Here is a 22,239-nt window from a genome sequence, read left to right on the forward strand (position 1 = left end):
CGGGGCGCGGCCCTCAGCGTTCGACGACCTGGCGATGGGCGGCGCTGCAATAGGCCGTGCCGTCGCGGCCGGCGACGGCGTCGATCGCCGGGAGGTGCAGTCCGCAATGGGCGCAGCGCACCATCGCCTGCGGCGGCGCCACGGCGGGCGGGGGGGCCGGACGGGGCGGCATGGCGGCGGCCGCGCGTTCGCGCATCGCATCGCGCCGGCCCTGGCGCCAGAGCCAGATGCCGACCGTCACGACCACCAGGACGAGGAAATATTTCAAGGGCGGACCTCTCAGGGCAGGGGGCGCCGCAGCACCACCTCGAGCACGAAACGCGAGCCGACGTACGCCAGCAGCAGCAGCGCCGAGCCGGCGTAGAGCACCCGGCGCGCCTTGCGCCCGCGCCAGCCGAAGCGCATGCGGCCGGTCAGCAGGATCGCGAACGTGAGCCAGGCCAGCACCGAGAACAGCGTCTTGTGGTTCCACTTCGCGGCGCGGTCGGCGGCGCCGTAGAGCGTCTCGCTGAAGAACAGCCCCGCCAGCAGCGTGGCCGACAGCAGCACGAAACCGGCGGTGACGAAGCGGAAGGTCAGCTTCTCCAGCGTCAGCAGCGGCACGCCGCTGCCCTGCGACTCGGGCGCCGCCAGGCGGATGTGCTTCTCGGCCCGCGAGATCAGCCAGGCGTGCACCACCGCCGCGGCGAACAGGCCGTACGACGCGATCCCCAGCGCCAGGTGCAGCGGCAGCCAGGGCGAGGCCGAGACGTGCAGCGGCGAGCCGGGGAACAGGAGCGCCAGCAGCACCGCCAGGGCCCCCAGGGCCGCGAGCACGCGGCGCACCCGCAGCTGCGGGTAGAGGCGGCTCTCGACGGCGTAGACGGTGAGGACCAGCCAGGCCGTGATCGACAGCGCCGGCGCGAAGCCGAAGCGCGGCGCGTCGCCCGCCAGGCTCGAGCCGAGCGCCAGCGCGTGCAGCAGCCAGGCCAGGCCGAGCAGACCGCGCATGGCGGGACGTTCGAGCCGGGCGGAAAGCGCCGCGGTGGCGGCATAGGCGGCGGCGGCGGCGATGCCCAGCGCCACGCCGAGCGGGGAGGGGATCGCTAAAATCATCCTTTGAGTCTAATGGCTCGATCCCGGCCCCCGCTCCCGCCACGCCATCGGCGCCCGCGGTCCGCCGGCCGCCTTCCTCCTTCCCATCGCTCATCCGGCCCCTGCGGCGCCGGCAACCAGGCATTCCCCCATGGCAACCGCCCTTTCCGACAAGTTCTCCCGTCTCGTCAAGCAGGTGAGCGGGCAGGCCCGCATCACCGAGGCCAACGTGCAGGACATGCTGCGCGAGGTGCGCATGGCGCTGCTGGAGGCCGACGTGGCGCTGCCGGTGGTGCGCGACTTCGTCGCCCGGGTCAAGGACAAGGCGCTGGGCCAGGAGGTGCTGAGTTCGCTCAAGCCCGGCCAGGCGCTGGTGGGCATCGTCAACCGCGAACTCGCCGCCACCATGGGCGAGGGCGTCTCCGACATCAACCTGGTGGCGCAGCCGCCGGCGATCATCCTGATGGCCGGCCTGCAGGGCGCGGGCAAGACCACCACCGTCGCCAAGCTCGCCAAGCACCTCATCGACAAGCGCCGCAAGAAGGTGCTGACCGTCTCGGGCGACGTCTACCGGCCCGCCGCCATCGAGCAGCTCAAGACGGTGACGAAGCAGGCCGGCGCCGAGTGGTTCCCCAGCACGCCCGAGCAGAAGCCCCTGGACATCGCGCGCGCCGCGCTCGACCACGCCCGGCGCCACTTCTTCGACGTGCTGATCGTCGACACCGCCGGGCGCCTGGCCATCGACGAGGTGCTGATGACCGAGATCAAGGAACTGCACGCGGCGCTGCGCCCCGTGGAGACCCTGTTCGTGGTCGACGCCATGCAGGGTCAGGACGCGGTCAACACCGCGCGCGCCTTCAGCGACGCGCTGCCGCTCACCGGCATCGTGCTGACCAAGACCGACGGCGACTCGCGCGGCGGCGCGGCGCTGTCGGTGCGCCACGTGACGGGCGTGCCGATCAAGTTCGCCGGCACCAGCGAGAAGATCGACGGCCTGGAGGTGTTCGACGCCGAGCGCCACGCCGGGCGCATCCTGGGCATGGGCGACATCGTGGCGCTGGTCGAGCAGGTCACCGCCGGCGTCGACGTCGCCGCGGCGCAGAAGCTCGCGGCCAAGGTCAAGAGCGGCGCGGGCTTCGACCTGAACGACTTCCTCGGCCAGCTCCAGCAGATGAAGCAGATGGGCGGGCTCTCCAGCCTGATGGACAAGCTGCCCGCGCAGATGGCCGCCAAGGCCACCGAGGCCGACATGACCCGCGCGGAGCGCGACATCCGCCGCAAGGAGGGGATCATCAACAGCATGACCCCGCTGGAGCGCCGCAAGCCCGACCTGCTCAAGGCCACCCGCAAGCGCCGCATCGCCGCCGGCGCCGGCGTGCAGGTCCAGGAGGTCAACCGCCTGCTCAACGAGTTCGAGCAGATGCAGACCATGATGAAGAAGATGAAGGGCGGCGGCCTGATGAAGATGATGAAGAAGATGGGCGGGATGAAGGGCATGGGCGGCATGGGCGGGGGCATGGGCGGCGGCGGCGGGCTGCCGCGCTTCTGAGCCCGCCGCCCCGCCGGCGGCCGGCTCAGCGCGCCCCGGCCGCCGCCAGCAGCGCGGCCATCGCCGCGTGGCCGTGCTCGCGCGCCAGCCGCAGCGGCGTGCGGCCCTCGCGGTCGGGCAGCGACAGGTCGGCGCCGGCGCCGATCAGCGCGGCCAGGGTGCGCTGGTGGCGCGGCCCGCCGTCGCCCAGCACGACGGCCTCGATCGTGGCGGTCCAGTGCAGGTTGTTCACCTGGTCCAGCGGCGCACCGGCGGCGATCAGCCGGCGCACGACCTCGTCGTGGCCCAGGTGCGCGGCGGCGATCAGCGCGGTGCCGTCCCAGCGGCTGGTGGTCTGGCCGGGCTTCGCGCCCAGCGACAGCAGCAATGCCAGCGTGGGCACGTCGTCGGCCACGGCGGCGATGGTGACGGCGTCGTAGCGGTCGGCCTCCAGCGCGTCGAGCGAGGCCCCGGCGCGCGCCAGCACCCGGATCGCCTCGTGCCGGCGGGCGTGGGTGGCGACGTGCAGGGCGGTGCGCCCGTGCGCGTCGCGGGCGTCCAGGTCGGCGCCGGCCGCGATCAGCGCCCGCAGCCGTGGCACGTCGCCCGCCGCCGCGGCGCCGAACCAGCCGTCGTAGGCACGCAGTTCGGCGGCCGACGGCGCGACCTGGGCCGACGCCCCGGTCGCGGCGAATCCGCCCGCCATGGCCACCATCAGCATCGATGCCGCGAGGCACGACCGCGCGCATCGCGTCGCCACGGGGCGCGGGCGCGCCGCCATCGTCATCCCAGCAGCCCCTTGACCTTCTCCAGCGCCGCGTTCGCGCACTGCTCGTCGAGGTGGCCGCCCGGCGCGCCGCCGACGCCGACGGCGCCGATGACCTCGCCGGCGGCGCGGATCGGCACGCCGCCGCCCAGCAGCAGGGCGCCGGGCAGGTACACCAGGTTGGCCGCGGCGGAGTTCTTCTGGGCGCCTTCCATCAGCGCCTGCGTCGGGCTCTTCCACGACGCGGCGGTCCAGGCCTTGCGCTCGCTGGAGGCGAGCGTGTGCGGGCCGGCGCCGTCGGCGCGCTGCACGGCGCGCACCGTGCCGGCGCGATCGACCACCGTGGCCGACACGCCGTAGCCGCTGGCCGCGCAGGCCGCGACGCTCTCGGCGGCGATCTGGCTGGCCAGGGCGAGCGAGAGGTTGCGCTCGACGCGCACCAGGGGCGCGGCGGCGGCGGTGCCGGCCGTGGGCGCGGCGGCGAGGGCCGTCTGGGCCTGGGCGAACGGGGCGGCGAGCAGGACGCCGACGAGGCCGGCGGCGGCGAGGCGATGGGTGCGGTGCATGGCGGGAAATCTCCGGATGGGTCAGTGTTTCGGGACCCGTCCAATGTAGAAAAAGCAGGCGTTTGCCACCATTCGTACGCGCACGCCCCGGACTCCGTAGAACTACGGACGACCGGGGCGTCCGGGCACCGGTCGCGGCGCGCCGGCGCTTCGGTGCGTCAGCCGCCCGCGTCGTCCACCAGCACCGCGTAGCGCCGGATCAGCTGCGCGAGCGACTCGCATTCGAGCTTGGCGAACAGGTGCGCGCGGTGTGTCTCGACCGTGCGCGGCGACAGCGCGAGCGCGCGCGCGATCTCCTTGTTGGTCAGGCCCCGGACGATGAAGCCGAGCACCTCGCGCTCGCGCTCGGAGAGCTGGGCGAAGCGCTCGCGCGCCGACTGGTCGGCCTGCGCGCGCTCGCGCGAACGCACGTGCGCCCGCACCGCGTGCTGCAGCGTCTCCAGCAGCTGCTCGTCGTCGACCGGCTTTTCCAGGAACTCGGCCGCGCCGGCCTTGAAGGCGCGCCGGCACAGCTCGACGGTGCCGTGGCCGGTCAGCATCACCACCGGCTGGTCGACGCCCTGCGCCTTCAGGCGGTCGAGCACGGTCAGCCCGCCGATCCCCGGCATGCGCACGTCCAGCACGATGGCGCCGATGCCGCCGCGTTCGAAGCCGTCCAGGAAGGCCTGCGGGTCGGCCCAGTCCTGCACCCGCAGCCCGACGGTCCCGATGAGCAGCGCCAGGCTTTCCCGCACCGCGAGGTCGTCGTCGATGAGGTGGATCAGCGGGGAGAGCGGCGGGGCGGAGGAGGGGGTCATGAGGTGCGGGGGGCCGGGGCGCGCGAGGTCGCGGGGGCGGGGGCGCGCAGGGACGAGGAAGGGGCCGGGGTCGGCGCGGCGGGCGCCGCGACCTCGCCGCCGCCGGCCGTCGCCAGCGGCAGCAGCAGCGTGAAGCAGGCGCCGCGGGGCGCGAGGTTGGCCGCGCCCAGGCTGCCGCCCATGCCGGCGGCCAGGGTCTCGCTCAGGCTCAGGCCGAGCCCCAGGCCGCCCTCGCGGGTGCTGAAGAAGGGCTCGAACAAGCGCGGCAGCGCCTGCGGCGCGATGCCGGGGCCGTTGTCGCTCACGGCCAGCACGCCCTCGGTGCCGTCGCTGCCGACCGCGATGGCGAGCCGGCGGCCGTCTCGCGGCCCGCGCTCCAGGGCCTGCAGGGCGTTCAGGATCAGGTTGTGGACGATCTGCTCGAGCGCCACCGGATCGGCGCGCACGCGCACCGGGGGCTGCGCCCGGGCGTCGAAGTGCAGGGCGACACCGCGCTGCGCGAACTCCGGCTCCAGGAGGTGGAGCGCCTGGGCGGCCACCTCCTGGAGCACGACCGGCCGCGCCGCGCCGTCGTCCTGGGCGTCGGGCCGCTGCTCGATCAGGCCGCGAAGTCTGCCCAGCACGTCGGCGGCGCGCCTCGCCTGCTCGGCGGCCCGGCCCATGGCGACGCGGGCGGTGTCGAGGTCGGGCGGCTCGTCGTCCAGCAGTCGCCGCGCCGCCTGGGTGTTGGCGAGCACGGCGGTCAGTGGCTGGTTGAGTTCGTGCGCGAGGCCGGCGGACAGCTCGCCCAGCGAATCGAGCCGCGCCACGCGGCCGACGCGCAGCAGGTCCTCGGCGCGCCGGCGGGCGACGCGCTGGCGCTGCAGCCCGCGCAGGACGGCCAGCACCACCGCCACCGCCACCGCCCAGCCGGCCATGCGGCGCCACGGCAGCTCGGCGGGGCCGACGTCGCGCGTCGCCACGACGTCGAAGGCCTGACTGGCCGAGGCCAGGGCCTTGCGGAAGTCGAAGCGCCAGCCGCCGGCGACCGCGCGGCCGGGCTGCACGGTCCACGGCCGGCCGTCGTGCTCGATGACCACGCGCGTCGCGCTGGCCTGCGGGTCCATGGGCCAGTCGCGCCACGGCACGCTGCCGGCGAGGTCGATGTCGAGCGCGTAGCTGGTCGGGGTGGCGCCGATGACGAGCCGGTAGCGGCCCCGGTCGAGGTCGATCGCGGCGAGCACGGGACGCTGCAGTTCGCGCGACCGGGCCTCGGCCGCCGCCAGGGACGCCGCCGCCGGGCCGCCGGGCCAGGTGCCGTCGGGCTCGCGGCGCTGGACGTCGAGGATCGCGGCCTGCACCGTCGACAGGCCACGGCCCAGACGGGCCGCGTCGGCGCCGGATTCGAGCAGCGCCAGGGTCGAGAGGATGGCGTCGTACTGCACCACCTGCTGGCTCATCAGGCGGTGGGCGATGCGCGCGTCGGTCTCGAAGTCCTGCCGCAGCCGCTCGAGCTCGGCGTGCGCGAGCCACAGCGCCCCGCCGGCCGACAGCATCAGCCAGGCCAGGCACCACGCGCCGACGGACGACCACCATTTCCTCATCGGCCGGATTCTGCCCCGGCACGTGCGCGCGGCGCCATGAAAAACGGCGGCCCCGGTTCGCACCGGGGCCGCCGTCCGCAGCCCGCGAGGGCCCGGTGACGCGGTCGGATCAGGCCGTGGCCAGGGCCGGGCGGGCCAGGCGCACGGCGTGCATCCAGGCGCGGCGCAGCACGGCCGGCGAGCGCGATTCCTCGGGAATCAGCAGGAAGCCGCGTTCGCGCAGGGCGGTGCCCAGGGCGATCTGGCTGGTCATCACGGTCAGCGGAATGGCCAGCAGCAGCGGCAGGCCCACGGGCGCCAGCCACACCAGGGCGCTGGCGTCGATGAGGGCGATGCCCACGGCCAGCGCGGCGACCACGAAGGTCATCGGCGCGAGCTGCGACAGGGCGATCCTCCACGGCACGGCGGCGGCTTCGCGGGGGGGCGACTTCCAGTCGAGCTTGATGCCGGTGAGGGCGACCACGACGAACAGCGAGTGGGCCAGCATGCGCACGGGCGCCTGGACGATGGCCAGGGCGCTTTCGAGCGCGGAACTCCGGACCAGGCCCCAGAAACCACCGTACTGGCGCTGCTCGCCGCGCAGCAGCACGGCGGCGATGCCCATCACGCGCGGCAGGAACAGCAGGCACAGGGTCCACAGCCACAGGCCGGCGAGTTCCATCGGCAGCACGTTCCAGCTCGACACGAGGCTCGAACCCGACAGCCACAGGGCCGTGCCCAACGTGAGGAAGGCGAGCCACAGGGGCGCGGAGACATAGGCCATCGTGCCGGTCACGAACATGGCGCGGTGCACGCGGTGGATGCCGGGCTCGGCCATCAGACGGGCGTTCTGCAGGTTGCCCTGGCACCAGCGGCGATCGCGCTGCAGCTCGGAGAGCAGGTCCGGCGGTTGCTGTTCGTAGCTGCCGACCAGATCGGCGCACAGCCACACGTGGTAGCCGGCGCGGCGCATCAGCGCGGCCTCGACGAAGTCGTGCGACATGATGCCGCCGGACATGCCGCCCGTGCCCTTGATGGGCGCCAGGGCGCAATGGTCCATGAACGGCTGCACGCGGATGATCGCGTTGTGGCCCCAGTAGTGGGACTCGCCGAGCTGCCAGAACTGCATGCCCAGCGTGAACAGACGGCCCGTCACGCGCGAGGCGAACTGCTGGGCGCGGGCGTGCAGGGTGACGTGGCCGATGGCCTGCGTCGCGGTCTGGATGATGCCGGCGGTCGGATTGGCCTCCATCAGCTTGACCATCGAGGTCAGGCAGTCGCCGCTCATCACGGAGTCGGCGTCGAGCACGACCATGTAGCGGTAGTCCTTGCCCCAGCGGCGGCAGAAGTCGGCCACGTTGCCGGCCTTGCGGTGCGTGCGGCGCTTGCGCAGGCGGTAGTACACCTCGACCTGCGGCTGGTTCGGGCTGGTGGCCAGGGCGGCGCGCAGGTCTTCCCAGGCGGCGCGCTCGGCGGCGGCGGTGCCGGGGTTGTAGCTGTCGGAGAGCACGAAGACGTCGAAGTGCTTCGCATGGCCGGTCGAGGCGACCGATTCGCAGGTGGCGCGCAGGCCGGCGAACACGGTGGCCACGTCCTCGTTGCAGATCGGCATGATGATCGCCGTGCGTGCCTCGGGGTTCATGGCGTGACCGGCGACCTGCTTGACCGACAGCGAGTGCTTGTCACCGCGCACCGAGACGTAGAAGCCCATCAGCGCGGTCACGAAGCCGGTGACGACCCAGCCCGAGAGCAGGCCGTAGAGGCCGATCTGGCCGTACTGGAGCCAGGCGTTGTCGTAGTCGGGCTGGACGCCGGCGAACAGCGTCGAGGCGATGGCCGTGCTGACGATCGCCAGCACCATGAAGGCCAGGCGGCGCTGCTTGGCGGCGCGCTGCCAGGGCTGCTCGGCGGCCTCGACGGTCGGGAACGCTTCGCGCGCCTGCGCACCGCCGGCGCCCAGCTTCACCAGCATGGCCGTGCCGATGCTGTTCCAGAAGCCGCGCCAGGGACGCGGGGTCATCGAGCCGCGATGCACCGGCGGGGCCGTCGCGGAGTTGGGATGGCGTTCTTCGCGCGGCAGCACCTGGCGGGCGAAGTCGTCTTCGGTCAGTACGCGCATCTGCGAGAAATCAGTGGGTTTCATGGCGGCTTACCAACGTTGCTTGAGGGGGGTGGCGGGCATGTCGCCGATTGCCGGAAGGCGCTTGGCGACGCAGTCCAGGGTGTCGGCACGCCCGGCTTCGAGTCCAGCCCCGGCGTGGCCCGGCGCGCGGGTCTTCGAGAGGAGCGCCTGCCTGGCGCGCAGGGCGTCGCGCTGCGGGCGCAGCGTGAAGGAGGGGCTGAAATGAGCGTTCATGCCTCTTCTGTGGCAAGCCCTGTGCCAACATGAAAAAGTCCTTTTTAATCAAGGACTTGGCAATGATTTCCAGGGTTTTCCCGTGGTCGCGGCGGGCCTGGACCCGTCAGACCCCCTGAATTTGTCGCCTGAGCCCGACAGGCATTGGAGTCCCAGCCCGGGAATCCAATCAAATCAACGACTTACCTCTGTCGCTCGTCGGCGACAGCATCGCCCGCGGGCGACAGGGGCGCATCGGCCTTGAAGTGGCCGGGGGTCAGTTCGTGCTTCTGGAGCAGCCGATAGAACTCGGTGCGGTTGCGGTCGGCCAGGCGCGCGGCGTCGGCGACGTTGCCGTCGGTGATCTTGAGCAGGCCGACGAGGTAGTCGCGCTCGAAGCGCTGCTTGGCGTCGGCGTAGGTCTGCACCTCGACGCTCGGCACGCGCAGTGCGCGCTGCACCAGCGCCAGCGGGATGAGGGGCGAGCCCGACAGCGCGCAGACCTGCTCGACGACGTTGAAGAGCTGGCGCACGTTGCCTGGCCAGGAGGCGGTGGTGAGCGCCTTCATGGCCTCCGGCGCGAAGCCCGAGAGCCGCTTGCCGTACTTGGTCGAGAGCCGCTGCAGGAAGTGGTTGGCCAGCAGCGGGATGTCCTCGCGTCGCGCCGACAGCGGCGGCAGGGTCAGCGTGACGACGTTCAGGCGGTAGTAGAGGTCCTCGCGGAACTGGCTGGCCTCCATCGCCGCGTCGAGGTCGCGGTGCGTGGCCGAGACGATGCGCACGTCGACCGCGATCGACTGCGCCGCGCCCACCGGCCGCACCGCGCGCTCCTGCAGCACGCGCAGCAGCTTGACCTGCAGCGCCGGCGGCATGTCGCCGATCTCGTCGAGCAGCAGCGTGCCGCCGTCGGCCTGCTGGAACAGGCCCTTGTGGTTGGCCACGGCGTCGGTGAAGGCGCCCTTCATGTGGCCGAAGAGCTCGGACTCGAGCAGCGCCTCGGGAATCGCGCCGCAGTTCACCGCCACGAAAGGCTTGGCCGCGCGCGAGCTGGCCTTGTGGATGGCGCGCGCGAGGAGTTCCTTGCCGGCGCCGCTGTCGCCGCGCAGCAGCACGCTGGCGTCGGACTTGGCGACCATGTGGGCCTCGGCCAGGAGTTCGGCCATGCGGCTGCTGCGGCTGACGATCTCGGAGCGCCAGCTGTCGTCGCCGCCGGCGCCGCCCGCCGTCGTGGTCGGCGCGCCCAGGGCCAGCGCCTGGCTGATCTTCTCGAGCAGCTCGCGCGCGTCGTAGGGCTTGGTGAGGTAGGTGAAGACGCCGCGCGCCGTCGCCTCGACCGCGTCGGGGATGGTGCCGTGCGCGGTCAGCAGGATGACCGGCAGCGTCGGGTGGTGCTTGCGGATCTCGTCGAACAGCGCCAGGCCGTCGCGCCCGGGCAGGCGCACGTCGCTCAGCACCAGCTGCGGGTGCTCGATCTCCAGCTGGTTGAGCGCCGATTCGGCCGAGGTCACCGCCTTGACCTGGTAGCCCGCCGCGTTCAGGCGCAGCGACAGCAGGCGCAGCATGTCCGGGTCGTCGTCCACGACCAGCAGCCGGGCTCCGGGATGCTTCGTGGTGAGCGCGGTGTCGGGCATGGCGGGATTCCTGGGAGGGTCTGGGGGAAGGTGGGGGGCGGACGGCGGCGGCGGCGTGCGATCGTTCAGGGGCTCGGGCTCGGGCTCGGGCTCGGGCTCGGCCGGGCGGCGCCGTTGTTGGGTCGCGCGAAGCTGCGCTCGATGGCGCGCAGCGCCTCGATGCGCTCGTTGAGCTGCTCGATGCGTTTCTGGCTGTCGCGCAGCTGCTGCACCTGGCGGTCGCGGTCGTCCTCGACGCGGCGCTGGTCGAGAAAACGCGCGGCCAGGGTGCGCGCGAGCGGCTGCAGCGGCAACGCCTCCGTGGTGGTGCTGGCGACCACGCGCTGCAGCAGCCCGAGCGCGCGCTGGAGGTCGGCCGAGGCGCGGGTCTGGGCCAGCACCAGGGCGACCTGCATCTGGACGGTGGGTGAATCGCCCGGATCGCCCAGGCGCGCCAGTTCGGCGGCCAGTTCGGAGGCCGACAGCGGCCGCAGCCGGTCGGCGTAGAGCAGCACCGCCTCGAGCGGCCCGAAGCCGCGCGGCACGTAGGCCAGCGCGGCCTGCGTGGCCGGCGCGACGGGCTCGGCCTCGACCGGCATCACCCGCACGGGCGGCGGCGGCGCGACGCTGGCCGCGGCCGGGCGGGCGGTGTCGGCGCTCGTCGGCTGCGTGGTGGTCGCGGCCGCGGCGGCCTTGTCGGCCGCCGCCGGTGCGCGCGGCGGCGCCGCGCAGGCCGCCAGCAGCAGCGACAGCGCGGCGACGCCCGCCACGGTGAGGGACGACCGGTGGACGGACGGGAGAGGGAGGGTTCGGGAATGCACGAGGAACAAGGCGAAGGGCGGATGGACGACGGGCTCGGGCGGCGGTGCTGGGGTGCGCGATCGGATGGCGGCGTCGGGGCCGCTCAGGCCGTTCTCGGCAGTTCGATGCGAAAGCGCGCACCGGGCCCGTCGGGCAGCAGCGCGACGCGCCCCCCGTGGGCCGCAATGTACTCCTGCACGATCGACAGGCCGATGCCGGTGCCCTTGACCGCGTGCTCCGGCTGGCGGCTGCCGCGATAGAAGGGCTCGAAGATGCGCTCGCGATCGTCCTCGGCGATGCCGGGTCCGGCATCGGCGATGTCGATGCAGGTCGTCTCGCCCAGGGCCCGGACCTCGATGCGGATGGTGCCGCCGCGCGCCGAGAAGCGGATCGCGTTGGACAGCAGGTTGGCGATGGCCGTGCCGAGCTTGGTGCGGTCCACCGCCACCGATAGCGGCTCGCCGCCGACCTCCACGCGCAGGCCGTAGGCATGCCACTGCAGGCGCTGGGCCTCGACCTGCTCCTCGATCAGCGGCAGCAGCGGCGTGCGCTCGCGGTGGAGTTCGCGCGCCTCGAAGGCGGCGGCGTTGAAGCGCAGCAGCGCCTCGATCTGGCCCTGCAGCGAGATCGCGTTCTGCTGCAGGATCTGCGCGACCTCGTGCTGCGCGGGGGTGAGCGCGCCGGTCACGCCGTCCTCCAGGAGCGAGATGCCCTCGCGCAGCGCGGCCAGCGGCGTCTTGAGTTCATGGGAGACGTGACGCAGGAAGCGTGCCTTGTCGGCGTCGAGTTCGGTCAGGCGCAGGCGCAGCCATTCGAGCTGCTGCGACACGCGCCGCACGTCGGCCGGTCCGCGGATGTCGATCGGCTCGTCCAGCCGGTTCTCGCCCAGCCCGACGATGGCGCGCTGCAGCCGCTTGAAGGGCCGCGCCAGCCACACCCCGAAGGCCAGCGCCAGCGCCACGGCCAGGGCGCTGGCGGCGAGCACCTGGCGCATCAGCCGCACGCGCGCGCTCTCGATGCGCTGCGCCAGTGCCTTGTTCTGCGCCTCGATCTGCGCCTGGGCCTGCTGCGCGATGGCGGTGTTGGCGGTGTCCAGGTCGCGGAACTGCATCGCCATGGTCGACTCGCGCGCGAGCGCGGTCTCCGCCGGGCCGCCCAGCAGCGTCTGCAGGGCGGCGAGCTGGTCGCGCCAGGGCGCCACGGAGGCCGCCGGCACGCCGTTGTCCTCCAGCCGCTCGACGATGGCGCGGGCGTCGCGCGCGGCGTCCTCGAAGCGCCGGCGCAGCACCGCGTCGTTGAGCACCAGCGACTGGCGACCGGCGCGCTCCATCGCGGCGCTGCGCTCGGCGAGCGACTGCGCCGCGCCCGACAGCGCCAGCGCGCGCGCGGCGGCGTCGCGGCTCTGCGTCATGAGCGCGTCGTACTGGAACACCGAGCGCAGCGCGACCCCCACCAGCAGCGCGGTGATCAGCAGGAAGGCGCACAGCAGCAGCTGCTGGAAGGAGCCGCGCACGGCCTTGAAATGCGCCATCAGGCGGGCAGCGGCGCCACGTCGGCCGCGGCGGGCGCCACCGGACCGTCCGATTCCCGCACCGGCACCTCGCCGCGCAGCGTGTAGGCCAGCGAGCGCGTGACGCGCAGGTCGACCATCTGCCCGACCAGCCGCGCGTCGCCCGCGAAGTTGACCACGCGGTTGCAGTCGGTGCGGCCCATCAGCTCGCTGGCGTCCTTGCGCGATGCGCCCTCGACCAGCACGCGCTGCGTGGTGCCCACCAGGGCCTGGCCGAAGCGCTTGACGTTGGCGTCGATGGCCGCCTGCAGCCGGTGCAGCCGCGCGAGCTTGACCTCGTGCGGCGTGTCGTCGTGCAGCGCGGCGGCCGGCGTGCCCGGGCGCGGGCTGAAGATGAAGCTGAAACTGGCGTCGAACGCCATGTCGTCGATGAGCTTCATCATCCGCTCGAAGTCGTCCTCGGTCTCCCCGGGGAATCCGACGATGAAGTCGCTCGACAGCGCCAGGCCCGGGCGCAGGGCGCGCAGCTTGCGCACCGTGCTCTTGTATTCCATGGCGGTGTAGCCGCGCTTCATGGCCATCAGGATGCGGTCGCTGCCGTGCTGCACCGGCAGGTGCAGGTGCGAGACCAGCTGCGGGATGCGGCCGTAGGCCTCGATCAGGCGCGGCGTGAACTCGTTGGGGTGGCTGGTGGTGTAGCGCACGCGCGCGATGCCGGGGATCTCGGCGACGTACTCCAGCAGCAGCGCGAAGTCGGCGATTTCGGCGGTGCCGCCCATGGCGCCCCGATAGGCGTTCACGTTCTGGCCCAGCAGCGTGACCTCGCGCACGCCCTGCGCGGCCAGCCCGGCCACCTCGGCGAGCACGTCGTCGAACGGCCGGCTGACCTCCTCGCCGCGGGTGTAGGGCACCACGCAGTAGCTGCAGTACTTGGAGCAGCCCTCCATGATCGAGACGAAGGCCGTCACGCCGTCCACGCGCGCGGGCGGCAGGTGGTCGAACTTCTCGATCTCCGGGAAGCTGATGTCCACCTGGGAGCGGTCCTGGCGCTCGCGCCGGGCCAGCATCTCGGGCAGGCGGTGCAGCGTCTGCGGACCGAACACCACGTCCACGTAGGGCGCGCGCGCGATGATGGCCGCGCCCTCCTGGCTGGCCACGCAGCCGCCCACGCCGATGCGCACGCCGCGCGCCTTGAGGTGCTTGACGCGGCCGAGGTCGCTGAAGACCTTCTCCTGCGCCTTCTCGCGCACGGAGCAGGTGTTGAAGAGGATCAGGTCGGCCTCCTCGACGTCCTGCGTCGGCTCGTAGCCCTCGGCGGCGTGGAGCACGTCGGCCATCTTGTCCGAGTCGTACTCGTTCATCTGGCAGCCGAAGGTTTTGATGAAGACTTTCTTGGACATGGGTCGTGGGGTGCGTGGAGCGGTCGGGGGCGGAAGACGAGGGGCGTTCACTGTCCGTAGGCGGGCAGGTCGGCGAACGGCGTGCGCGCGTCGTCGCGCGCGCCGGGGGAGACGAAGGGCCAGAAATCCAGCAGGGGGCGCGAGGCCGTGGCACGCGGGGCGCGCGCCTCGTCGGGGCTCAGCACCCACACCTCGCGCACCAGGCCGGCGGCGTCGCGCGTGTAGTTGATCCGCAGGTCCTGGCCCGTGATGGCGGCGCTCACCACCGACAGGTTGCGCGCGTCGCGGATGCGCACGCCGGGCGAGAAGCGGTCCTCGCGGCCGTCCAGCAGGATCGTCGGGACGTCGATCACCCGCAACTGGCCGCGCAGGGCGTCGTCGGGAAAGTTGCGGCCGCCGAACGCGGCCTCGCTGGAGAGGCCCGAGGCGGGAAACAGCGTGCCCTCGGCGGTGGCCTGGGCGCGGGCGGGCGCGGGCGCGAGGACCGGGGCGAGCAGCGCCAGGGCCAGCACGGCCGCGGCGGGCGTCGACACGGCCGGGCCCGGACGCCGCGGGTGGCGGAAGCAGCGGTTCATGGGTGACATCCAGAGGCTGGGGAACCCCCGATTTTGCGCGATCGGGCCGCCGCGCGCCGGCACGCGGCTAGTAGACCGACTCGATGAAGCCGTTGTCCTGTGCCTGGCCGCGGCGCTGGCCACCGCCCCTGGCGGGCGCCAGCGCGCCCCAGGCGCTGGGGGTCTCCTCGGCCGGCGCGCCGGCGCGGTGGGCGTTGCCCGGCACCTGGCCCAGGGTCGAGCCCGGCATCGCCACGCCGAGCGCCCAGTTCGAGGCGCAGGTGAGGAACGCGCCCTGCGCGGCGAGCGACGTCACGGTGTGGTCGATGTCGCGCGAGAACTCGTAGCGCACCTTGTCGGCGAACGGCTCGCGCACCAGCGTGCCGAGGTGGTCGCGGTCCACGTCGCGCACGTGCTGCGTGCCCGAATAGAGCAGGTAGACCGAGACGCCGCGCGCCACCAGCTTGGCCATCGCGCCGCTGAAGGTCGCGCGGACCTCGGCGGGCGTTTCCTTCTCCAGCGTGAAGATGTTGACGGCCGGGGCGTCGGCCGCCACGGGCGCGGCGTTGGTGAAGGTGCGGCGCAGCCAGCGCAGGGTCTTGCCGATCACGGCCGGATTGGTCGGCGCGGCGAGCGCGCGCCGCAGCGAGCGCTCCCAGTGCCAGCGGCGGCCGGCGAAGCTGTAGCCGTCGAACAGCAGGATCCCGGTCACGCGCGGGTCGGCCACCGCGAGGTTCAGCGCGTGCGCCGCGCCCGAGCACAGCCCCACCACCAGGAAGCGCTGGATGCCGTGCGTCGTGCGCAGCAGGTCCATGCCGGCCTGCAGGTCCAGCACGCACTGCGCGTGGTAGCCGAGTTCGGTGCGCGCCGGCGCGCTGTCGCCCAGGCCGGCCAGGTCCATGCGCAGGCTGGTGATGCCCATGGTGGCGAGCCGGTGGGCCAGCTTCACGTTGATGCGGTGCGGACCTCCCCGGTGGTTGGCGCCCATGTTGAGCATCAGGCACGCGATGGGCGCGCCCGTGCTGCTCGCCGGGGTCGTGATCACGCCGACGAGGTTGCGTTCGGTGCCGAAGAGGATGGGGATTTGCTCGATGTCCATGTCACTCATTCATCGTTGCGAGTAGTTGTTTCAGCGCTTCGGAGGGCACCATGGCATTGCTGCTGCCGGGGTCGGAGTTCCAGTCGAGCGGATGATCGAAGTCGAGCACGCGTGCCGCGGGCTGCAGGCGCGCCCATTGCGCGACGGCCTTGTCGCCGGGACGGGCGATGACGGTGGTACGACCCGTCGCCTCGCAGCGGAGTTCCCCGGGCTGCAGCCGCAGCAGCTGGCCGCGCAGGCGGGCCGAGACGCCGAAGCCGGAGGCCTCGGTGACGAAGGCATTCTCATCGCTCGCGAGCTGGCGGCGCAGCGACGGCTCCGGGATGCAGTAGGAGATCTCCAGCGAATGCACATGCCATTCGCGCAGCATCCGCGTGTAGGCCGGACCGTCCATGACCGGCTCCCACAGCACCAGGCGGTCGAGCGCCGGGCGCGCCTGGCGTGCCGCCAGCAGGGCGAGCGTGCCGCCCAGGCGAACGCCCAGCCAGTTGACCGGCGGCGTGCCCGCCGGCGTGGTCGAGAGCCGGCGCAGTTCCTCGTGCGCGGCGACGACGTCGCGCGACCAGCCTTCGAGGTCGCCGTCGTCGTCCTCGCCCGGCGAGTCGCCGGTGCCGTGGTAGTCGAAGCGCAGCACCGAGAAGCCGGCCCGCGCGAGCCGGTCGGCCAGCACCTTGAAGAAGCGGTGCGAGCGCAGCGCCTCCTGGCCGAAGGGCGGGCAGACCAGCACCGCGCCGCGCATCGCGCGGCCTTCCTCGGCGGGGTGGTAGAGGCCGAAAAGCCGACGCGAGGCCGGGCCGAACATCAGGGGAGTCATGACAGGATCTTCATTGCGTGCGTGCCGACGCACGCGGAAACAGGCCGGGGCGCGTCCCGGGGAATGCGCAGCGCGAGCGCCCCGACGGCGTCCGCGGTGCAGGAGAAGGACCGCAGGCGCAGCCGCTGGGTGCCCTCCGGCGTCTCGATGTCGAGGTCGAGCGCCTCGCCCTCCAGGCCCTCGACGCCCACCTCGAAACCGTCGGTGGCCAGCTGCAGGCCCAGGCCCAGCGCCTTCAGGCAGGCTTCCTTGCGCGTCCAGCAGACGAAGAACGCGTGCTCGGCCCGCAGCGGGTCGCGCGCCGCCAGGCGCGCCAGCGCCGCCCGCTCGCCCGGTGCGAAGTAGCTGCGCGCCAGGGCCGCCCAGTCCGCCATCGGCCGCAGCACCTCGACATCGACGCCGACCTCGTGCGTGTCCGACACCGCCACCAGACCGGTCCCGAGGCTGTGGCTCAGGTTGAAGTGCGGCGCGGGCGCCCGTGGCGTCGCCGGGGCGGCGAGCACCGGCTTGCCGTGCGTCGTCTCCACCATGTCGAGCAGGACGCCGTGGCGGCCGGTGCGCCGCGCCAGCAGTTCGCGCAGCGCGGCGTGCGCGACGACGTGGCGGTTGCGGTCGCGCTCGAAGACGAAGCGTTCCGCGCGCGCGCGCTCGGCGGGCGACAGCCGCGCGCGCATGGCCTCGGTGGGCGGCTGGTCGAGGTCGATGCGCCAGACGGCGCAGACCGACGCGGCGATGCCGGTCGACGGCAGCGGTACGGGGCGCGTCGTCGTCATGGCGTGATGCCCGTTCAGCCCTTGCGGCCCCAGCCCTGGAACATGCGTCCGAGCAGGCCGACCCGCGCCGGGGCGGGGGCCTCGGCCGCGTCCAGGGCGCCGGGCACCGTCGTCGAGGCGGCGGGCCGGGTCGCGAGCTGCGCCAGGCTCTCGAACACGTAGCGCCGGGGCTCCACGCGATGGCCCAGCACCTGCTGCGAGTTCTGCACCACGCGCATCGCCATGAGCGAGTCGCCGCCGAGGTCGAAGAAGTTGTCGTCCGGGCGGATCTCGTTGACGTCGATGTCCAGGGCGCTGGCCCACAGCTGCGCGAGGCGCGCCTGCTCGGGCTGCAGCAGCGCCGGCGCGCCGGTGGCCGGCGCGGGCGCCGCCGCGCGCGTCGCGGCGGCCTGCGCCAGGACCGCCGCCGGACGTGCCAGGTCGCCCAGGCGCGTCGCCGGGCTCGCCGCGACGGCCGCCAGGATGTCGAGGAAGCTCTGGCGGAACGCCGCCGCCGTGGCCGCCGTGTAGAGGCTGGCGTTGTAGACGAAGAAGCCTTCCAGCCCGGTGGGACGGTCCAGCAGCCACAGGCCGAGGTCGTCGGTCAGGCCCTTCTGGAACATCATCACCATGTCGTGGGCGAGCGGGCCCCAGTGGCGCTGGCGCTCGCGGGTGTCCTGGAACGAGAACACCGCCTGGTAGAGGCCGGCGCGGCGCTGCGCCGTGCCCGCCTGCTGCGTCAGGTGCTGGAACGGCAGGTCCTGGTGGGCCAGCGCGCCGGTCACCTCGGTGCGCAGGGCGGCGGCGAAGTCGGCGAACGACAGCTCCGGGCGCGCCTCCAGCAGCACCGGCACCAGGCCGACGAAGAAGCCCATCACGTCCTCCAGCTCGGGCACGATGCGCCCGCGCACCGGCATGCCGATGCCCACCGCCGGCTGGCCGATGGCGTGGGCCAACGCGGTGCCGTAGGCGGCCATCAGCACCATGTTGAGCGTCAGGTTGTGGCGCCGGGCCATGTCGCGCAGGGCCTCGGAGAGTTCGCCGGGCACGCTCAGGTGTTCGCTGCGGCCCTCGCCGGGCGTGCCGGGACGCGCCGGGGTGTCGGGCGCCAGCATCGTCAGCACCGGCGCCGCGGCCAGGCGGGCGCGCCAGTGGGCGCGCTGGCGCTCGGCGTCGGCGCCCTCGAGCCAGCGGGCCTGCCAGGCGGCGAAGTCGCCGTAGCTCACCGTCGTCTCCGGCAGCGCCGCCTCGGCGTCCCCGCCGGCGACCAGGGCGCCGTAGAGCGCGGCCATCTCGCGGTAGAGCACGTCGAACGAGTAGCCGTCCCACACCAGGTGGTGCGCCATGAACAGGAAGACGTGCTCCTGCGCGCCCAGGCGGTAGAGCGCGCAGCGGAACAGCGGCGCCGCGCCGGTGGCGATGGGGGTGTCGATCACGGCCTGCGCGCGGCGGCGCATCTCGGCCTCGCGCGTCGGAGCGTCGAGCGCGCCCAGGTCCTCGAAGGGCAGTTCGAAGGCCACCGCGTCGTCGATGCGCTGGTGCCAGCCCTCGGCGTTGAGGGCCGGCACGACGGCCGTGCGCAGCGCGTCCTGGCGGCGCACCACCAGGCGCAGCGCGCGCTCGAACAGCGCCCGGTCCAGCGGGCCGGTGAGGCGGTGGACCGAAGGCGTGTTGAACGCCGTCGTGCCCGGGTGCAGTTCCTCGGCGAAGCGCATGCGCTGCTGTTCCAGCGTCAGCGGCGCGACGTGGCGGTGGGCTTGGCGCGGAATGGCGATCTGCAGCTGCGTGCCGCTGGCCTGGATGCGCGCGATCTCGGCGGCCATGCGCTCGGCCGTGGGCGCCTCGAACACCTTGCCCAGCGGCAGCTGGAGGCCGAAGGCGGTGCCGATGCGCACGGCCAGGCGCGCGGCCAGCAGCGAGTGGCCGCCCATCGCGAAGAAATCGTCCACCACGCCCAGGCCCGGGGTGTGCAGCACCTCCTCCATCATGCCCAGCACGGTGCGCTCGCGGTCGTTGCGCGGTGCGATGCGCGCCGGCGCGGCCGCCGCCGAGTGCGGCGTGGCCGTGGGCGCGGGCAGCGCCTTGCGGTCGACCTTGCCGTTGGGCAGCAGCGGGAGCGCCGCGAGCGTCACCACGTGCTGGGGCAGCATGTACTGCGGCAGGCTCTTGCGCAGGTGCTCGCCGAGCGCGCCGCGATCGATGGCGGCGCCCGCCACGGTGGCCAGGTAGGCCACCAGGCGCACGTCGCCGGGCTTGTCCTCGCGCGCCAGCACGACGCTGCTGGTCACCCCGGGCAGTTCGTTGCAGCGTGACTCGATCTCGCCGAGTTCGATGCGGTAGCCGCGCACCTTGACCTGGAAGTCGTTGCGCCCCAGGTGCGCGAGCAGGCCGTCGCTGCGCCAGCGGCCGCGGTCGCCGGTGCGGTAGATGCGGGTGGGCCGTCCGTCGCCCAGGTCGAGCGTGACGAAGCGGTCGGCCGTGAGGTCGGGCCGGTGCAGGTAGCCCGTGGCCAGGCCGTCGCCGCCGATGCACAGCTCGCCCGGCACGCCCGGGGGCAGCGGCTGCAGGTGCTCGTCGAGGATCCAGACGGTGGTGTTGGCGATCGGCCGGCCGATCGACACGCCGGTGCGCCCGACCAGCGCCGGGTCGACGCGCCAGAGCGTCGACCAGATGGTGGTCTCGGTCGGGCCGTACATGTTCCAGACCTCGCCGGCCGCGTGCAGCAGCGCGTGCGCCAGGTCGCCCGGCAGGCTCTCGCCGCCCACCAGCGCCTTGAACGGCACGCGGCGCTGCCAGCCCGCCTCCAGCAGCAGGCGCCACATGCCCGGCGTGGCCTGCAGCATGGTGGCGCCGCTCGCGTGGATCAGCTCGCCCAGGGCGGTGCCGTTCATGGCGACCTCGCGCGTGGCGATGATCACCTCGGCGCCCACCGACAGCGGCAGCATCAGTTCGAGCACGGCGATGTCGAAGGACAGCGTGGTCACGGCCACCAGCCGGTCGTTGCGGTCGATGCCCGGCTCGTGGCGCATGCTGCGCAGGAAGTTCGCCACCGCGCCGTGCGGCACCGCCACGCCCTTGGGCTTGCCGGTCGAGCCGGAGGTGTAGATGACGTAGGCGACGTCGCCGGGGCGGGCGTCGAGCGCGCCGGGCGCGAGCGCGGCGTCGGACTCGTCGAGCCAGGCGCGCTCGGTGTCCAGCGCCAGGGTGCGCGCGGCGGCCTCGGGGTGCCAGGCGCGCGGCGCGGTCGCCACGTCCGACAGCGTCAGCAGCAGCGCCAGGCCGGCGTCCTGGGCGTAGTAGTCCAGGCGCGCCGGCGGGAAGTCGGGGTCCAGCGGCACGTAGGCGGCGCCGGTCTTGAGCACCGCCAGCAGCGCCATCACCATGCCGGCGTCGCGCGGCAGGCACAGCCCGACGAGCGCGCCGCGGCCGATGCCGCGCGCGCGCAGGGCGCGCGCCAGCCGGTTGGACTGGGCGTCGAGTTCGCCGTAGCTCAGCGACAGGCCCTCGAAGCGCAGCGCGTGGCGCGCCGGCTCGGCCTGCGCCTGGGCGGCGAAGGCGGCGTGCATGGTCTGCAGGGCCGCCTCCAGCGGCGGCCAGGGCGCCGGCTGCAGCGAGCGCAGCGCGTCCAGGCCGGCGGCGTCGAGCAGGTCGAGGCGGCCGACGCGGCGCGCCGGGTCGGCCACGGCGCTGCGCAGCAGGCACTCGTAGGCGTCGAGCCAGCGCGCGATGGTGGCGCGGTCGAACAGGTCGCTGTTGTATTGCAGCTCGACCTGCATGCCCGTGGCCGTCGGCGCGATGTTCACGAACAGCTCGAAGTTCTCGCAGGCGCGCGGCAGGCTGCCCTGCTCGGCCTCGATGCCGGGAAAGCTGCCGGCGTTGGGCGCGGCGTCGCGGTCGACGTTGAACAGCACGCTGACCAGCGGCAGGCGGCTCGCGTCGCGCGTCATGGGCAGGCGCCGCAGCAGCGAGCCGTAGGTCAGGCCCTGGTGCTCGAAGGCGTCGAGCAGCTGGCTGCCCGAGCTGCGCATCAGCGCGTCGAAGGCCAGCGTGTCGTCCACCGCCACGCGCAGCGGCAGCAGGTTCACGCAGTGGCCCACCAGGCGCGGCATGTTGGCCGCCATCTGGCCGGCCGCGGCGATGCCGACGACGATGTCGTCCTGCGCCGTGAGGCGGTGCAGCAGCGCCGCGAAGCCGCTGAAGAGCACGGCGTACAGGCTGGCGCCGGCGCCCGCGCCGGTGCGGCGCAGGGCGTCGATCAGGGGCCGCTCGAGCGCGTGGTCGATGCGCTGCGAGGCGAAGGTGCGCACCGCCGGGCGGGCGCGGTCCAGCGGCAGTTCCAGCACCGGCAGGCTGGTGCCGTCGTACTTGCCCAGCCAGTAGGCGACGTGCGCCTGCATGTCGGGACTCTCGGCCTCGGCCGCCTCCCAGGCGGCGTACGCCGGGTAGCCCGGGGCGGGGTCGAGCGCCGGGCCGGCACCGATGCGCTCGGCGTAGAGCCGCCCGAGGTCGTCGGCGATCACGCCCCACGACCAGCCGTCGCACACCGCGTGGTGCGCGCTCATCACCAGCAGGTACTCCATCGGCGCGAGGTGGTAGAGCGCGGCGCGGAACAGCGGCCCGTTGGCCAGGTCGAAGCGCTCGCGCACGATGGCGGCGCATTCGGCCTCCAGCGCGCGCTTCTGCTGCGCCGGGGCGAGCGCGCGCAGGTCGTGCTCGGCCAGCTGCAGCGGCGCCGGCTCGCCGATCAGCAGCTGGCTGCCGTCGCTGGAGAAGGTGGCGCGCAGCGCCGGGTGGCGCGCGACCAGGGCGTCGAAGGCGGTGACCAGGGCCGGCGTGTCGAGCGCCCCGCGCAGGCGCAGCGTGAGCGACTCGTTGTAGGCCAGCGAGGCCTGCTCGCCGAGCTGGTCGGCCAGCCAGACCTCGCGCTGGGCCTCGGTGGCCGGCGAGGTCTGCTCGATGGCGCCGGCGGCGAACGGGTCGAAATCGTCCTCTTCACGGGTCGTGTTCATGGTGGCTGAGGCGGCTTCGGCGGCGGGGAGGGGCGAGAAGGAATGCATGGTCCGGATCGGGC

Annotated in this window: 18 protein-coding genes; 1 reads left to right on the forward strand and 17 read right to left on the reverse strand. The window is 73.5% G+C overall.

Annotated features, from left to right (window positions below; translation table 11 throughout):
• Positions 1-13: 13 nt before the first annotated feature.
• Both NF681_05590 and ccsA read right to left on the reverse strand, forming a co-directional pair.
• Positions 14-268: a hypothetical protein gene (locus tag NF681_05590; protein ID UST54669.1), complete on the reverse strand. Its 255-nt coding sequence runs from the start codon at positions 266-268 to the stop codon at positions 14-16.
• Between the two features lie 11 nt (positions 269-279).
• The gene (ccsA, locus tag NF681_05595; protein UST54670.1) at positions 280-1,095 is read right to left on the reverse strand and encodes a cytochrome c biogenesis protein CcsA; all 816 of its coding nucleotides are present in this window, start codon (positions 1,093-1,095) and stop codon (positions 280-282) included.
• Positions 1,096-1,225: 130 nt separating this feature from the next.
• Between ccsA and ffh the strand changes: the two genes are divergently transcribed.
• A complete protein-coding gene (gene ffh / locus NF681_05600) occupies positions 1,226-2,623 on the forward strand; it encodes a signal recognition particle protein (GenBank protein ID UST54671.1) in 1,398 nt (465 codons plus the stop codon).
• A 25-nt stretch (positions 2,624-2,648) separates the two neighbouring features.
• Here the strand turns inward: ffh and NF681_05605 are convergent, their stop codons facing one another.
• From NF681_05605 to NF681_05675, 15 genes are all read right to left on the reverse strand, one after another.
• The gene (locus NF681_05605) at positions 2,649-3,308 is read right to left on the reverse strand and encodes an ankyrin repeat domain-containing protein (GenBank protein ID UST55681.1); all 660 of its coding nucleotides are present in this window, start codon (positions 3,306-3,308) and stop codon (positions 2,649-2,651) included.
• 77 nt (positions 3,309-3,385) lie between these two features.
• Positions 3,386-3,934: a heme-binding protein gene (locus NF681_05610; GenBank protein ID UST54672.1), complete on the reverse strand. Its 549-nt coding sequence runs from the start codon at positions 3,932-3,934 to the stop codon at positions 3,386-3,388.
• A gap of 158 nt (positions 3,935-4,092) precedes the next feature.
• Positions 4,093-4,731 carry a response regulator gene (locus NF681_05615; protein ID UST54673.1) on the reverse strand — a complete coding sequence of 213 codons (639 nt, stop codon included), beginning with the start codon at positions 4,729-4,731 and terminating at the stop codon, positions 4,093-4,095.
• Positions 4,728-6,314, reverse strand: a complete 1,587-nt coding sequence (locus NF681_05620) for an ATP-binding protein (GenBank protein ID UST54674.1) — start codon at positions 6,312-6,314, stop codon at positions 4,728-4,730. The genes NF681_05615 and NF681_05620 overlap by 4 nt, the downstream gene beginning before the upstream one ends.
• 109 nt (positions 6,315-6,423) lie before the next feature.
• The gene (mdoH, locus tag NF681_05625; protein ID UST54675.1) at positions 6,424-8,436 is read right to left on the reverse strand and encodes a glucans biosynthesis glucosyltransferase MdoH; all 2,013 of its coding nucleotides are present in this window, start codon (positions 8,434-8,436) and stop codon (positions 6,424-6,426) included.
• 6 nt (positions 8,437-8,442) lie between these two features.
• Positions 8,443-8,649 (reverse strand): hypothetical protein, encoded by a 207-nt coding sequence (locus NF681_05630; protein UST54676.1) that lies wholly within the window; start codon positions 8,647-8,649, stop codon positions 8,443-8,445.
• Positions 8,650-8,831: 182 nt separating this feature from the next.
• Positions 8,832-10,259, reverse strand: coding sequence for a sigma 54-interacting transcriptional regulator (locus NF681_05635; protein UST54677.1), 1,428 nt, complete (start codon positions 10,257-10,259; stop codon positions 8,832-8,834).
• Between the two features lie 65 nt (positions 10,260-10,324).
• On the reverse strand, positions 10,325-11,008 hold the full coding sequence (locus NF681_05640; protein UST54678.1) for a hypothetical protein: 684 nt from the start codon (positions 11,006-11,008) through the stop codon (positions 10,325-10,327).
• Between the two features lie 134 nt (positions 11,009-11,142).
• Complete coding sequence (locus NF681_05645; protein UST54679.1) at positions 11,143-12,570, reverse strand: ATP-binding protein; 1,428 nt, start codon at positions 12,568-12,570, stop codon at positions 11,143-11,145.
• Positions 12,570-13,949 (reverse strand): tRNA (N6-isopentenyl adenosine(37)-C2)-methylthiotransferase MiaB, encoded by a 1,380-nt coding sequence (gene miaB, locus NF681_05650; GenBank protein ID UST54680.1) that lies wholly within the window; start codon positions 13,947-13,949, stop codon positions 12,570-12,572. The genes NF681_05645 and miaB overlap by 1 nt, the downstream gene beginning before the upstream one ends.
• A gap of 47 nt (positions 13,950-13,996) precedes the next feature.
• Positions 13,997-14,524 (reverse strand): hypothetical protein, encoded by a 528-nt coding sequence (locus NF681_05655; GenBank protein ID UST54681.1) that lies wholly within the window; start codon positions 14,522-14,524, stop codon positions 13,997-13,999.
• Positions 14,525-14,591: 67 nt separating this feature from the next.
• Positions 14,592-15,602 carry an alpha/beta hydrolase gene (locus tag NF681_05660; GenBank protein ID UST54682.1) on the reverse strand — a complete coding sequence of 337 codons (1,011 nt, stop codon included), beginning with the start codon at positions 15,600-15,602 and terminating at the stop codon, positions 14,592-14,594.
• 1 nt (position 15,603) lies between these two features.
• Positions 15,604-16,416, reverse strand: a complete 813-nt coding sequence (locus tag NF681_05665) for an alpha/beta fold hydrolase (protein UST54683.1) — start codon at positions 16,414-16,416, stop codon at positions 15,604-15,606.
• Positions 16,413-17,189, reverse strand: a complete 777-nt coding sequence (locus NF681_05670) for a 4'-phosphopantetheinyl transferase superfamily protein (GenBank protein UST54684.1) — start codon at positions 17,187-17,189, stop codon at positions 16,413-16,415. The genes NF681_05665 and NF681_05670 overlap by 4 nt, the downstream gene beginning before the upstream one ends.
• Positions 17,190-17,203: 14 nt before the next feature.
• Entirely contained in the window at positions 17,204-22,177 is a 4,974-nt protein-coding gene (locus NF681_05675; protein ID UST54685.1) for an amino acid adenylation domain-containing protein, read from the reverse strand.
• Between the last annotated feature and the right edge of the window lie 62 nt (positions 22,178-22,239).

The sequence above is a fragment of the Comamonadaceae bacterium OTU4NAUVB1 genome (assembly GCA_024372625.1).
In the GTDB taxonomy this organism is placed as follows: domain Bacteria; phylum Pseudomonadota; class Gammaproteobacteria; order Burkholderiales; family Burkholderiaceae_C; genus Variovorax.

Excerpts from the sequence above, each read along its gene's own strand:
- ccsA (UST54670.1), bottom strand. The coding sequence starts at position 1,095 with ATGATTTTAGCGATCCCCTCCCCGCTCGGCGTGGCGCTGGGCATCGCC.
- ffh (UST54671.1), top strand. The coding sequence starts at position 1,226 with ATGGCAACCGCCCTTTCCGACAAGTTCTCCCGTCTCGTCAAGCAGGTG.
- NF681_05605 (UST55681.1), bottom strand. The coding sequence starts at position 3,308 with ATGGCGGGCGGATTCGCCGCGACCGGGGCGTCGGCCCAGGTCGCGCCG.
- NF681_05610 (UST54672.1), bottom strand. The coding sequence starts at position 3,934 with ATGCACCGCACCCATCGCCTCGCCGCCGCCGGCCTCGTCGGCGTCCTG.
- NF681_05615 (UST54673.1), bottom strand. The coding sequence starts at position 4,731 with ATGACCCCCTCCTCCGCCCCGCCGCTCTCCCCGCTGATCCACCTCATC.
- NF681_05620 (UST54674.1), bottom strand. The coding sequence starts at position 6,314 with ATGAGGAAATGGTGGTCGTCCGTCGGCGCGTGGTGCCTGGCCTGGCTG.
- mdoH (UST54675.1), bottom strand. The coding sequence starts at position 8,436 with ATGAAACCCACTGATTTCTCGCAGATGCGCGTACTGACCGAAGACGAC.
- NF681_05630 (UST54676.1), bottom strand. The coding sequence starts at position 8,649 with ATGAACGCTCATTTCAGCCCCTCCTTCACGCTGCGCCCGCAGCGCGAC.
- NF681_05635 (UST54677.1), bottom strand. The coding sequence starts at position 10,259 with ATGCCCGACACCGCGCTCACCACGAAGCATCCCGGAGCCCGGCTGCTG.
- NF681_05645 (UST54679.1), bottom strand. The coding sequence starts at position 12,570 with ATGGCGCATTTCAAGGCCGTGCGCGGCTCCTTCCAGCAGCTGCTGCTG.
- miaB (UST54680.1), bottom strand. The coding sequence starts at position 13,949 with ATGTCCAAGAAAGTCTTCATCAAAACCTTCGGCTGCCAGATGAACGAG.
- NF681_05655 (UST54681.1), bottom strand. The coding sequence starts at position 14,524 with ATGAACCGCTGCTTCCGCCACCCGCGGCGTCCGGGCCCGGCCGTGTCG.
- NF681_05660 (UST54682.1), bottom strand. The coding sequence starts at position 15,602 with ATGGACATCGAGCAAATCCCCATCCTCTTCGGCACCGAACGCAACCTC.
- NF681_05665 (UST54683.1), bottom strand. The coding sequence starts at position 16,416 with ATGACTCCCCTGATGTTCGGCCCGGCCTCGCGTCGGCTTTTCGGCCTC.
- NF681_05670 (UST54684.1), bottom strand. The coding sequence starts at position 17,189 with ATGACGACGACGCGCCCCGTACCGCTGCCGTCGACCGGCATCGCCGCG.
- NF681_05675 (UST54685.1), bottom strand. The coding sequence starts at position 22,177 with ATGAACACGACCCGTGAAGAGGACGATTTCGACCCGTTCGCCGCCGGC.